Origin of the sequence: Oceanococcus atlanticus (assembly GCF_002088235.1) — a bacterium.
Lineage (GTDB): Bacteria > Pseudomonadota > Gammaproteobacteria > Nevskiales > Oceanococcaceae > Oceanococcus > Oceanococcus atlanticus.
Genome location: NZ_AQQV01000005.1, coordinates 81443 through 93873 on the forward strand (window position 1 = coordinate 81443; position 12431 = coordinate 93873).

Genomic DNA, 12431 nt, shown 5'->3' on the forward strand with positions numbered 1-12431 from the left:
GCGTGAAACTGCGCGTGCTGTGCATCGGAAAGCGTATGCCAGCATGGGTTGATGCGGGTGTTGAGGATTTCCTCAAGCGTTTCACGCGGCAGTTTCCATTGAGCCTGGATGTGGTGGATGCCGCGCCACGCAAGGCCGGCATGAGCAGTGAGCAGCTGCAGGAGGCGGATACACAGCGGCTCATCCAGCGCCTCAAACCCAATGAACGTGTGGTTCTGCTGGATGAGCGCGGCGTGCGTCACGACACCCGCGGGTTCGCCGCCAGGATCGAACAATGGCAACTCGACGGGCCGGATGTGGCGCTGGTTATCGGCGGCGCCGATGGGCATTCCAAGGCGTTCCGCAAACACGCCAGCGAACTCATCTCGCTGTCGCCGATGACCATGCCCCACGGGCTTGCCCGCCTGATGCTGGTCGAGCAGGTGTATCGCGCCTGGACCGTGATTTCCGGACACCCCTACCACCGTGACTGATTGCCAATTCATCCTCGCCTCGCAGTCACCGCGTCGGGCTGATTTGCTCGGCCGCTACGGTTTGCGTTTTGCCGTGCGCCCGGCGGATATCGATGAAAGCCGCCGGCCGGCCGAGTCACCGGACGATTTCGTGCTGCGTCTGGCCCGCGAAAAGGCCGCGGCGGTGGAGGGCGCTGGCTTGCCGGTGCTGGGCGCCGACACCGTGGTGGTGCTGGAGCAGGATGTGCTGGGCAAACCGCGCGACCGTGATGATGCACTGGACATGCTGTCGCGGCTGTCGGGTCGGGCGCATGAAGTGCTGACGGCCGTGTGCGTGCGCAACGCGCAGCGCAGCGAAACCCTGCTGAGCCGGACCGAGGTGCAGTTCGCAACGCTGAGTTCGGCGCAAATCCAGGCCTACTGGAACAGCGGCGAATCTGCAGGCAAGGCCGGGGCCTACGCAATCCAGGGTTTGGCCGAGGCCTTTGTCACGGAAATTCGCGGCAGTTACTCCGGCGTGGTCGGCTTGCCGCTCCAGGGCAGCCTCGGGCTGCTAAAGTTATTCGGTGTAGAACCGCCCGTCTGGTCCGTGCATGAGTGACGAAATTCTGATCAACGTCAGCCCCCAGGAAACCCGCGTGGGTTTGGTGGAGCAGGGCGTGCTGCAGGAAATCTTCATCCAGCGCGCCAGCCATGTCGGCGTCATGGGCAACATCTACAAGGGCCGTGTCGAGCGCGTGCTGCCCGGTATGCAGGCCGCATTCATCGACGTGGGGCTGGATCGCACCGCGTTCCTGCACGCGTCCGATATTCATGTCGACGCGGCCAACTCGCCGGCCAGCGGTGCCGGTGACATCAACGCCTTACTGCGTGAAGGCGACTCCGTGCTGGTCCAGGTGATCAAGGAGCCGCTAGGCAGCAAGGGCGCGCGTCTGACCAGCCAGCTGACCATTCCATCGCGCTATCTGGTTTATTTGCCGCATGCCGATCATGTTGGCATCTCGACCAAGATCGAGGATGAGGACGAGCGCACCCGCCTGCGTGACCTGCTGACCCAGTTGATCGAGGAATCCGGACGTCCCGGCAGTTTCATCGTGCGCACCGCCGGCGAAGGTGTGAACAGCGAAGAGCTGCGCAATGACGTGACCTTTTTGCACCGTCTGTGGGATTCGATACAGGAAGCCGCGCCGCACTCGTCGGCCGGCACCCTGGTGCACAGCGATCTGCCGCTGATCATGCGCACCTTGCGTGACCTGATGAATGATGACATCGAGCGCGTGCGGATCGACGACGAAGCGGCCTACCAGCGCTGTGTCGCATTTGCCCAGCGTTTCGTGCCGGGCACCGCGGAGAAAATCGAGCTGTTTGATGGCACTGCGCCGATTTTCGACCTGTACGGGGCGGAAGACGAGTTACAACGGGCGCTGGACCGCAAGGTGCCGCTCAAGTCGGGCGGGCATCTGATCTTCGACCAGACCGAAGCAATGACCACCATCGACGTCAACACCGGCGCGTATGTGGGCTATCGCAACCTCGAAGAGACCATCTTCAAGACCAACCTCGAAGCGGCGCAAACCATCGCGCACCAGCTGCGCCTGCGCAATCTGGGCGGCATCATCATCATCGATTTCATCGACATGATCGATGAAACCCACCGCGAACAGGTGCTTGCCGCGCTGGGCAAGGCAATGAGTCGCGATCACGCTAAGAGCGTGGTGTGCTCGCTGTCGTCGCTGGGGCTGGTGGAAATGACCCGCAAGCGCACCCGCGAGTCGCTGGAACGAATTCTGTGCGAGCCCTGTCCTACCTGCATGAGCCGTGGCCGCATCAAATCCGCCGAAACCGTTTGCTACGAAATCTTTCGCGAACTGCGGCGCACGGCGCGCCAGTTCCAGGCCCGTGAATACCGTGTGCTGGCCCATCCCGACGTGATCGCCCGACTCGCCGATGAACAGTCGACCGGCCTGGCCGAGCTCGAAGAAGTCGTGCACAAGCCGATACGTTTGCTGGCCGAGGCGCAATACCTGCCCGAGTCCTACGACGTCGTACCGCTCTAGTCGCGCCTGATGAACCGGTTGCGACGGCGTCTGTGGGTCACCGGTGTCGGCTTTGCCGCCACCATATTGATTCTGCTTGGCCTGCTGGTGGGGGCATTTCGCATCGGCGTGCAACTGGTGCCGGAATACCGCGCCGAGGTTCAGGCGCGGGTGGCCGAGGTGTTGAAAAGCCCGGTCGATATCCAGGGTATGGACCTGATCTGGCGCGGGCGTTACCCCACGCTGCAGCTCAATGGCGTGGAGATTGGTGACGATCCGCAGGCCCGACTCAGTTTCGACCAGCTGAATCTCGGCTTTTCGCTGTTTCGTCTGGCTGCCGGTGATGTGATTCCGGCGCGCATCAGTCTGGTGGGTACCCGTCTGCAGCTCAGTTATGAGGACGGTCGCTTGCACCTGGCCGGGGTCGAGTCCGATGGCTCAACCCAGGCGGCGCCGGGCGATTTTCTTGAGCAGTTGCGGCGTGTGGGCGAGGTGCAGCTGTTCGATGCGCGGGTGCGCTGGATCGACATCGACAACGCACGCCCGATCCGGGATCTGCAGGTGCAACGGATCAGTGCGGTGCGGCGCTTTGGCCGGGTCCAGGTGCTGGGCGATCTGCATCTGGGCGGACAGCCGGACACCCGACTGGAAGCCGAGTTGTTGCTGGATCCGGAGCCGTGGCAGTTGCGTCGGGTCGAACTGGATGCGCGCAACTGGCAGATCTGGGAAGACATTCAGGCGTTTTTCCCTCAGGCGCCGGCGCTGGCCGGGCAGCCGCGCCAGCTGGTGCTCGACAGCCACTGGCGTGATGGGGTCTGGCAGCAGGCCAGCCTGGAATTCGATTTCGTCAATCTGCGTCCGGCAGCGGTGCCGCGGGGCTTCATCGAACTGGCAGGCGAATTACAGCTCAGCCGCCCGGGCGAAAGCTATGGCAGCGGGCGCGATGCGCATGGCGTGCGCGCCTCGATGCAGCTGGATCGGGTGATCGGGCCCAGTGGGCGTTGGCCACAGCAGCATGTACTGGCCGAATGGTCGCCCGGCGCGTCCGGCTTCAGCACTAGCCGCTATGCGCTCAACGCCCAGTACCTGCGTCTGGATGATCTGAGCCCGTGGCTGACCCTGCTGCCGCAGGCCGTGTCTGCCCATCTGACGGCGATGGCGCCCTCCGGCGAGTTGCACGATGTGGTGCTGCGTTCGTCGCCCGGCGAGACGATTCCCGAGCTGACCGCCGAGTTCCAGCAGCTCAGCGTCCGCCCGGTGGACAAAATACCCGGTATGTACAACCTCAGCGGCGCGGTCAGTCTGGGCGCCAGCGGTGGGCGCGTGCAGCTGACCAGTCAGGATCTGGTGGTCGAAGCACCCCGGGTCTTCGATCAGCCGTTGATGTTGGACACCTTGAGCGGAACGGCGCGCTGGCAACGCGGCCCCGATGGCTGGCGCATTGAAGCGCCGGCGCTGCATTACGCGGGCATGAACATGGACGGCGTTGGCCGGCTGGATCTGTTGCTGGGTGAGCAGCCGCGCATTGATCTGGATCTGAATTTCTTCTGTTCCGACCCACGTCCATGGCTGGCCTATCAGCCCACCGTGTGGCACGACTCGCTCAAATCCTGGCTCAACCGGGCCATCGGGCCAGCCCAGGTTGCAGCCGGGCAGGTTGCCATTCGCGGCCCGCTGCAGGGTATCCCGTATCCGCAGGGTGAGGGCACCTTCCGGGTCGATCTGGATTTGCGTGACACCACCTTCAACTTTGCCCCGGACTGGCCGGCACTGGATGTTCAGTCGGCGCGGCTGCTGATTGATGGCAAACAGCTCAGTGTGGACCTGGCGGCCGGCGGTATATCCAATGCCAGCGTGCAGCAGGCCCGCGCGATCATTCCTGATCTGCGCGACTCGGTGTTGAGCGTGGATGCCGCGGTGCAGGGTGATGCGGCCGACATCTGGGCCATGCTGGGTCGTTCCGGGCTGCGCAAGAACATGCGTGAGGCCTTCGACAGTCTCGATCTGTCCGGGCGCACCCAGGGCCAGCTCAAGCTCACCCTGCCGCTTAAAGACAAGAACGCGGTGGATTACGCGGTCGATCTGGAGCTGGATCGCGCGGCGCTGTGGACCAAGTACTGGCCCGATCCGGTGCAGAAGATCAGTGGCGCCCTGCATATCGATCGCAACGGCTTGCGCGGACGTGACATCAGCGCCGTGGTGGCGGGCTTGCCTGCCCAGGTCAATCTGATGCCGGATCAGGGCAAGACGCGCATCGAAGCGCGCTTCAGCGCCGAGCCCAAGACCCTGCCGCCGTCAGTGCCGGTGCCGCAATGGCTCAAGGCGCGCGGGGCCGGGGCCAGCGACTGGCGACTGGAGATGGAGGTTGGGCGTGGCGCCGATCGCGCGGTGATCGTGCGGTCGCCATTGCTTGGCACGGCGCTGGATCTGCCGCAGCCCTTTGCCAAGAGTGCGGAGCAGGCACGGCCTCTGACGGTGCGCATCGAGCCCGATGAGAACACCCGGGTTCACGTGACTTATGGTGAGCGGCTCGGTCTGGACCTGCTGCTCGACAAGCAGGGCCAGGGTTTGCGCGCCGCGCGGCTCAATCTGGGCGCCGATGCCATGCCCGCTGGAGCGCCTGGCTGGTGGGTGGAGGGGCGCCTGGCCGAGGTCAATCTGGATCAGTGGCTGCCGCTGATCCAGGAGTTGACCCGCTCGGCGTCGGGCAGTGGTGCGACACAGGAATTTGGCGGCCTGGTGCTGCGCGCGGACACGCTGTTTGCGTTCGGCCAGCGCTTGCCCGACACGCGCATACAGGTCACGCGAGAGAGCGCGGCCTGGGCCATCGGCGTGGCCGGTTCGCGTGCTCAGGGGCGCATCGAGATTCCACACCAGCAGCCCGAAGGGCGTTTGCGTCTGCGTGGCGATTTCCAGCGTCTCAACTGGACCCGCGAGGTCAATCTGCGCGGTGGTGATCAGATCGATCCCAACGAGATACCTCACCTTAATCTGGAGGTTGAGGACTTTGCCCTCAACGATGTCGCGTTGGGGCGCATGCAACTGGATCTTGAGCCGGTCGGGCGCGGCACCCGCATCACGCGCTTCATCGTGGATTCGCCCAAGCGCCGCGAGCTGGATGTCTCCGGCTTGTGGCTGCGCGATGACACCGGCACCTCGGGCGCGGTGGAGTTCGCCATGGACACCGAGGCCTTTGCCAGCTGGCTGACGGTATTCGGTTACGAGGATCATCTGGTCGCCCGGCGCGGGCGGCTGAATGGCCAGCTCAACTGGAGCCCGGACCCTCAAGGCCTGAGCGTGGGCAATGCCAGCGGTCGACTGGATTTCGATTTCAGCGATGGGCAGTTGCTCAATATCGAACCCGGCGCCGGGCGGGTGCTGGGCCTGTTCAGCATCAACGCCTTGCCGCGCCGGTTCTTCCTGGATTTCAGCGATGTGGTCAACACCGGGCTGAGCTTCGACGAACTTTCCGGCGGTTTCGACATCAGCGGGGGCGTGGCGACAACTCAGAACCTGCAGCTCAAGGGGACCTCCGTGCGGGTGGCCGTGCGTGGCGATGTGGATCTGGTTCAGCGTCGCTACGATCAGGTCGTGACGATTTATCCGGGTGTCAGCTCGGGGGTCTCACTGGCCGCCACGGTGCTTGGTGGGCCGGTGGTGGGCCTGTTCACGCTGCTGGCTCAGGAACTGCTCGATCAGCCGCTGGATCAGGTCACCCAGATCGGCTATCACCTGGGTGGTAGCTGGGACAATCCGCAAGTGAGTCGACTGCAATGACACAACTGAATGTGGCGGCCGTACAGTACTGCGCCAGCGCTGATGCCGCGGCCAATTTCGCCTGTATCGAGGCGTTGGTTGGCGAGGCGGCGCGCAGCGGCGCGCAGCTGGTGCTGCTGCCGGAAAATGCCCTGTTCATGGGCGTGCATGAACGCGACAAGCTGGACCTGGCCGAGCCGCTGGATGACGGCCCCTGGCAACAGGCGCTGGCCGCTTTGGCGGCCCGCTGCGGGGTGCATCTGGTGGTGGGATCGTTCCCGCTGCAGGTTGAAGCTGACGCCCAGCATGTGTGGCCCTCCACCCTGGTTTTTGATCCGGCTGGCCAGCGCGTTGCGCGCTACGACAAGCTGCACCTGTTCGACGTGGCGCTGGACAACGGCAAGGTTTACCAGGAGTCGCGTTATTTCCGCCGCGGCGACAATGCGCCGCAAAGCTTCGAGTGCCACGGGGTGCGCGTGGGGCTGTCGATCTGCTACGACCTGCGCTTTCCCGAGCTTTACCGCCAGCTGGTCGCCGAAGGGGCCGAGCTATTGCTGGTGCCAGCCGCCTTCACCCATGCCACCGGGCAGGAGCACTGGGAGGTCTTGCTGCGGGCGCGGGCGATCGAGAATCTCGCCGGCGTGGTTGCGGCCAATCAATGCGGCACCCATCCCAGCGGTCAGCGCAGCTGGGGCCATAGTATGATCGTCGACCCTTGGGGGCGCGTGCTGGCCAGCTGTGATGAACAGCCCGGCCTGTGTCAGGCCGTTATCGACCTCGACGCGCTGGCCCGGCGCCGCCGGGAATTCCCCGTTTTGCAACATCGCAGTCTGTAATCATGTCCAACACCCTGGAACGCGCCCAATCTCATCTGCTTTCGCCGGCCAACCTGCAACTGTCTGACCTGGAGCAGGTGCTGCATGGTTTGATGCGTCCTGGCGTGGATGCGGCCGATCTTTACTTCCAGGCCCGGCGCAGCGAAAGCTGGTCGCTGGAGGAAGGTATCGTCAAAAGCGGCGGCTACGGCATTGATCAGGGCGTTGGGGTTCGCGCCATCAGTGGCGAAACCACCGGCTTTGCCTATTCCGATGAATTGGAGCGCCCGGCCCTGCAGCAGGCCTGCGAGGCCGCAGGGGCGATTGCACGCCAGGGTGGCAGCGGCGCCATCACCGGCTGGCGCAAGCCGGCCGGACATGCCCTGTATCAGCCGCTGGACCCGATCGCGAGTCTCGATGCGGATGCCAAGCTGGATCTGCTGCGGCGTGCCGATGCTGCGGCCCGCGCCGCCGACCCGGCGGTGTCGCAAGTGATGGCCAGCCTGTCGGCGAGTCATGAGCATGTGCTGATCGCCGCATCCGATGGCACGCTGGCCAGCGACATCAGGCCTCTGGTGCGTTTGCAGATTCAGGTTATCGTCGAGCGCAACGGCAAGCGCGAGTCGGCCAGCGCGGGCGGCGGCGGCCGTTACGAGCTGAGCCATCTGGGCGAGCGCGTATCGCCCGAAGCGCTGGCCAAGGAAGCGGTGCGCCTGGCGCTGTTGCGACTGGATGCCGGGGCCGCGCCAGCCGGCAGCATGCCCGTGGTGCTCGGCCCGGGCTGGCCCGGTGTGCTGCTGCATGAGGCCGTGGGGCATGGCCTGGAAGGTGATTTCAACCGCAAAGGCAGCTCGGTGTATTCCGGGCGGGTTGGCGAGCAGGTGGCGTCCTCGCTGTGCACCATCGTTGATGACGGCACTCTGGCCGAACGTCGCGGCTCGCTCAATATTGATGATGAAGGCACCCCGACCCAGCACAATGTGCTGATCGAAAACGGCATCCTCAAGGGTTACCTGCAGGACAAGCTGAATGCCGGTTTGATGGGGGTGGCCGCGACCGGTAACGGGCGCCGTGAATCCTTTGCCCATCTGCCCATGCCGCGCATGACCAACACCTTCATGCAACCTGGTGCGCATGATCCGGATGAGATCATCGCCAGCGTTGAGCGTGGGCTGTACGCCTGCAACTTCGAAGGCGGCCAGGTCGACATCACCTCCGGCAACTTCGTGTTCAGCGCATCAGAAGCCTATCTCATCGAGAACGGCAAGCTGGGTCGCCCGGTCAAGGGCGCTACCCTGATCGGCAACGGGCCTCAGGCGCTCAACGCGGTGTCCATGGTGGGCAACGATCTGGCCCTGGACAGCGGTATCGGGGTGTGTGGCAAAGATGGCCAAAGCGTGCCTGTCGGGGTTGGCCAGCCGACGCTCAAGGTCGATACCCTGACCGTGGGCGGCACCGAAACGGGCTGATGGCCCGCAAGCCTCCTGGCAAGCGCGGGGGCGGCCCGAGTGGGCGCCTGCGCATCATTGGCGGGCAATGGCGTGGCCGCATGCTGCCTGTGGCGGATCGTCCGGGGCTGCGTCCAACGCCGGACCGGGTGCGTGAAACCCTGTTCAACTGGCTGGCTTACGATCTGCACGATGTGCGGGTGCTCGATATGTTCGCCGGAACCGGCGCATTGGGCTTCGAGGCCCTGTCACGCGGGGCCGCCAGTGTGCTGATGTTCGAGCCGGATGCACTGGCCGCACGCCAACTGGCCGACAGTGCGGCGCAGCTGGGCGCGCGCCCGCCGCAACTGGAGGTTCGTCGGGCTGATGCTGTTGCCGCGCTGGCGTCTAGCAACGACAAATTCGATGTGGTTTTTGTCGATCCGCCGTTTCAGGCCGGGTTGTGGGATGAGGCGCTGGCCGTGTTGCCAGACCTGCTCAATCCGGCCCACCGGGTCTATGTGGAGTCGGCGCGCGACTGGGCGGGGCCGCGCGACCCGGCCTGGCGTGAGCTCAAGCACAAACGCGCCGCGGATGTGGAGTTTCGTCTGCTCGACTATAGTGGGCACCCCGAATCAATGCGTGGAGACAATTCGTGAAAGCCGCCTATACCGGGACTTTCGACCCCATCACGCTGGGTCACACCGACATGATCACGCGCGCCAGCGCGATGTTCGATGAGCTGGTCGTGGCCATTGCCCGCAGCTCGGCCAAGAATCCGCTGTTCACGCTGGAGCAACGGGTCGATATGGCAGAGCGTGCGCTGGCCCATATTCCCAATGTGCGGGTTTGCGGGTTTTCCGGCCTGATCATCGAATTCGCCCGTCAGAACGGAGTCACCGTGCTGGTCCGTGGGGTGCGTAACAACACGGATTTCGACTATGAGTCGCAGATGGCGCGTATGGTCAAGCATCTGGCGCCGGAGATCGACACCATCATTCTGCCGCCGACCGCCAAGTACGCACACATCTCCTCCACGCTGGTGCGTGAGATCGCTCAGCTGGGTGGTCCGCTGACTGATCTGGTGCCGGAGCTTGTCGAGGAGGAGGCCAAGTCACGGCCCTGGGAGTCCTGATGCGTCATTGCTGGGCAGTGCTGGCGGCGTTGTGTTTTTCGGCGCCGCTGCTGGCGGCCCCGACGCCGCCGAAATGGGCGATTGCCACGGCACATCCGCTGGCCACCAAAGCTGGGCAGGAGATTCTCGAAGCCGGTGGCAACGCCTTCGATGCAGCGGTTGCGGTGAGCGCCGCGCTGGCTGTGGTTGAACCCTCAGGTTCTGGCCTGGGCGGTGGCGGCTTCTATCTGCTGCACGATGCCCGCAGCGGGCGCAAGGTTTTCGTCGATGCGCGCGAGAAAGCGCCGCTGGCCTCCGACCCCGATATGTACCTGGATGCTGACGGCGAGGTGGTCGAATCGCGACTGCGCAGCCATCCGCTGGCCGCCGGGATTCCCGGGATACCGGCCGCACTGGAGCATCTCAGCAAGCACTACGGGCAGCTGGCGCTGGAGGACAGCCTGAAACCGGCGCAGCGTTACGCCGAAGATGGCTTCGAAGTGGATCACAAACTCGCGCTGTACATCCGCTTCAGGGCCAAGGAATTGGCGGCGTGGCCGGCCAGTGCAGCGCTCTATCTGCCAGCGGGCAAGCCGCTGGGGCAGGGCGACACGCTGGTTCAGCCTGATCTGGCCAAAACCCTGGAGCGCATCGCGGTGTTTGGCGCTGCCGGTTTCTACCAGGGGCGGGTGGCCAACCGGCTGGTTGAGGCGGTCCGTGAGGCGGGCGGTATCTGGAGCCACAAGGATCTGGCCGCGTACAGCGTGGTTGAGCGTGCGCCGGTGATCATGGACTACCGCGGCTGGCAGATTGTCAGCGCGCCGCCGCCGTCGTCGGGTGGTCTGGTGCTGGGGCTGATGTTCAACATTCTGTCGGGGTATGACTGGGACAGTCTGGATCAGGGGGCGCGTGATCATCTGAGCGTTGAAGCCATGCGCCGGGCTTACTACGACCGTGCCCGTTTCATGGGTGACAGTGACTTTGTCGATGTGCCCAGCCGGCAGTTGCTGAGCCGGGATTACGCGGCGCGCTGGCGCAAGACCATTTCCATGGACGAGGCCTCGGCCAGCGCCGCACTGGCGCCGGTTGGTGGCAACAGTGGTCAGGGTCGTAACACCACCCATTTCTCGATCATCGATACACAGGGCAACCGCGTGGCGGCCACGCTGTCGATCAACTTCATGCTCGGCTCCACGTTCGTCGCTGGCGGCACTGGCGTGTTGCTCAACAACGAGATGGACGATTTCGTGGCCAAACCTGGTGAGCCCAACGGCTACGGTCTGGTCGGTGGCTTGGCCAACGCCATCGAGCCGGGCAAGCGCATGCTCTCATCGATGTCGCCGACCTTTGTCGAGGGGGCGGACAAGGTGGCCATTGTGGGGACGCCGGGTGGCAGCCGCATCATCACGATGGTGTATCACGCCATCAATGGTGTGATCGATGGCCAGTCGGCCCGCAGCATCGTCGCCGAACCGCGCTTTCATCATCAGTATCTGCCGGACGAAATCGAGTACGAGCCGGGTGGCTTGAGCCCGGAGCGCCGTGCCGAACTCAAGAAACGTGGCCACAGCCTGAAGGAAATGTCGCGCCAGTACGGCAACATGCAGGCCGTCATCTGGGACATGAAGCGCAACCGTGTCGAAGCGGCTGCCGATCCACGTGGTGTAGGTCAGGCGAAAACCGGGCGCGCGGCAGGGCCGTGACGTGCCGGCAGCGGTGGGCAATTCAGTGGCATAACCCGGGGAAGCCCTGCTGATTCTCACATCAATGCGTGCGTAAGAGTTCGCGTACCCAGGTTTCGTAGTGACGTGACGTCTGGCCTTGGGTCATGTGCTGATTGCTGGAGGCGGCTGGCGCGTTGGCGCATTGACGGCGTAGTTCTCGGGGTGTGATGCCGAATTCCAGCTTGAAAGCACGGCTGAAGCTGGACATATTGGTGAACCCTGATGCGCATGCGATGCCGGTTATGCTGAGGTGTCGATGGCGGGCGGACATCAGACGTGCCGCTGCTGTCTGCAGGCGACGACGCTGGATATAGCGCCCGACACCGCCATCGTCGGCAAACAATGCGTACAGTCGGGTGCGTGAACACGGCACAGCTGCGGCGAGTCGTTCTATCGGAATTGCAGGCTGATGCAGCCACTGTTCTATCAACAAGTTAGCCCGTGCCCGAAGCGATTGACGCAGTGGCGGGCTGTCATCCGTGGCCTGACCAAGAGCCGCGTTGAGTGCGGCCGCTGCCAGGGCTAGCGTGGAATCGATCACGCCTGGGGATGACGCTGCTGCGACCTGCGGCAAATTTCCGTACAGCGCGAGTAAATGCGACCGCAGCATCACGGCCGCAGGCTCATTTGCTGCAATAACGGCCAGATGCGAGCTTTCAATGTCTTTAACCAGGTTCTTTAAAGCCTGACGTGAGACGCTGAGCGTGATATTGCGCTCTCTTGCGTTACGGTTATGGATCGGCTGTGTAGCGTCCATGATGACGATGTCACCGACACGACACTGTCTTTGCGCTCGCGATGCAAGCAGCTGACAAGGTCCTTCAAGGGCGAATTGCAGCATGATCATGTCGAGGCTGTCTGCTGCAATTCGCGCAGCATTGCGTTCATAGGACGCTGCTTGTGCGTGAAACGCTGACAGGATAAACGCATCGTCAAACAGCACATTATCAATGCTGGCAAAGAACTGCTCTTCGGGTACCGATGCTTGTAACTGGTAATCGAAGACAACGCTGATGCTGTCGCGCCACGCATCGTAGCGATGCTTGAGCGGCAGCTGGCGAGAGTCGAATGTGGAGCGAGGTAACGGATTCATCACTTGGCCTGTGA

General features: G+C 63.8%; 10 protein-coding genes. 9 read left to right on the forward strand and 1 reads right to left on the reverse strand.

The window, feature by feature from the left end; genetic code table 11:
* The first annotated feature begins 2 nt into the window (after positions 1-2).
* From rlmH to ggt, 9 genes are read left to right on the forward strand one after another with little or no spacing between them, the layout of a single operon-like run.
* Complete coding sequence (gene rlmH, locus ATO7_RS15700; protein WP_146680400.1) at positions 3-473, forward strand: 23S rRNA (pseudouridine(1915)-N(3))-methyltransferase RlmH; 471 nt, start codon at positions 3-5, stop codon at positions 471-473.
* Positions 466-1053: a Maf family protein gene (locus ATO7_RS15705; RefSeq protein WP_146680401.1), complete on the forward strand. Its 588-nt coding sequence runs from the start codon at positions 466-468 to the stop codon at positions 1051-1053. The genes rlmH and ATO7_RS15705 overlap by 8 nt, the downstream gene beginning before the upstream one ends.
* Positions 1046-2509 carry a ribonuclease G gene (gene rng, locus ATO7_RS15710; RefSeq protein WP_083563364.1) on the forward strand — a complete coding sequence of 488 codons (1464 nt, stop codon included), beginning with the start codon at positions 1046-1048 and terminating at the stop codon, positions 2507-2509. The genes ATO7_RS15705 and rng overlap by 8 nt, the downstream gene beginning before the upstream one ends.
* A gap of 9 nt (positions 2510-2518) precedes the next feature.
* The gene (locus ATO7_RS15715) at positions 2519-6265 is read left to right on the forward strand and encodes a YhdP family protein (RefSeq protein WP_083563365.1); all 3747 of its coding nucleotides are present in this window, start codon (positions 2519-2521) and stop codon (positions 6263-6265) included.
* Positions 6262-7080, forward strand: coding sequence for a carbon-nitrogen hydrolase family protein (locus tag ATO7_RS15720; protein ID WP_083563366.1), 819 nt, complete (start codon positions 6262-6264; stop codon positions 7078-7080). The genes ATO7_RS15715 and ATO7_RS15720 overlap by 4 nt, the downstream gene beginning before the upstream one ends.
* A 2-nt stretch (positions 7081-7082) precedes the next feature.
* Positions 7083-8528, forward strand: coding sequence for a metalloprotease TldD (tldD, locus tag ATO7_RS15725; protein WP_083563367.1), 1446 nt, complete (start codon positions 7083-7085; stop codon positions 8526-8528).
* On the forward strand, positions 8528-9145 hold the full coding sequence (rsmD, locus tag ATO7_RS15730; RefSeq protein WP_083563368.1) for a 16S rRNA (guanine(966)-N(2))-methyltransferase RsmD: 618 nt from the start codon (positions 8528-8530) through the stop codon (positions 9143-9145). The genes tldD and rsmD overlap by 1 nt, the downstream gene beginning before the upstream one ends.
* Positions 9142-9621: a pantetheine-phosphate adenylyltransferase gene (coaD, locus tag ATO7_RS15735; RefSeq protein WP_146680402.1), complete on the forward strand. Its 480-nt coding sequence runs from the start codon at positions 9142-9144 to the stop codon at positions 9619-9621. The genes rsmD and coaD overlap by 4 nt, the downstream gene beginning before the upstream one ends.
* Positions 9621-11303: a gamma-glutamyltransferase gene (gene ggt, locus ATO7_RS15740; protein WP_083563370.1), complete on the forward strand. Its 1683-nt coding sequence runs from the start codon at positions 9621-9623 to the stop codon at positions 11301-11303. The genes coaD and ggt overlap by 1 nt, the downstream gene beginning before the upstream one ends.
* A 61-nt stretch (positions 11304-11364) precedes the next feature.
* On the opposite strand, the gene ATO7_RS15745 is transcribed toward ggt, so the two are convergent.
* Positions 11365-12417, reverse strand: coding sequence for a helix-turn-helix domain-containing protein (locus tag ATO7_RS15745; RefSeq protein WP_083563371.1), 1053 nt, complete (start codon positions 12415-12417; stop codon positions 11365-11367).
* Positions 12418-12431 lie beyond the last annotated feature (14 nt).

Coding starts and splice junctions, on each gene's coding strand:
- rsmD (WP_083563368.1), top strand. CDS start 8,528: ATGGCCCGCAAGCCTCCTGGCAAGCGCGGGGGCGGCCCGAGTGGGCGC.
- rng (WP_083563364.1), top strand. CDS start 1,046: ATGAGTGACGAAATTCTGATCAACGTCAGCCCCCAGGAAACCCGCGTG.
- tldD (WP_083563367.1), top strand. CDS start 7,083: ATGTCCAACACCCTGGAACGCGCCCAATCTCATCTGCTTTCGCCGGCC.
- ATO7_RS15720 (WP_083563366.1), top strand. CDS start 6,262: ATGACACAACTGAATGTGGCGGCCGTACAGTACTGCGCCAGCGCTGAT.
- ATO7_RS15745 (WP_083563371.1), bottom strand. CDS start 12,417: ATGAATCCGTTACCTCGCTCCACATTCGACTCTCGCCAGCTGCCGCTC.
- ATO7_RS15715 (WP_083563365.1), top strand. CDS start 2,519: ATGAACCGGTTGCGACGGCGTCTGTGGGTCACCGGTGTCGGCTTTGCC.
- ggt (WP_083563370.1), top strand. CDS start 9,621: ATGCGTCATTGCTGGGCAGTGCTGGCGGCGTTGTGTTTTTCGGCGCCG.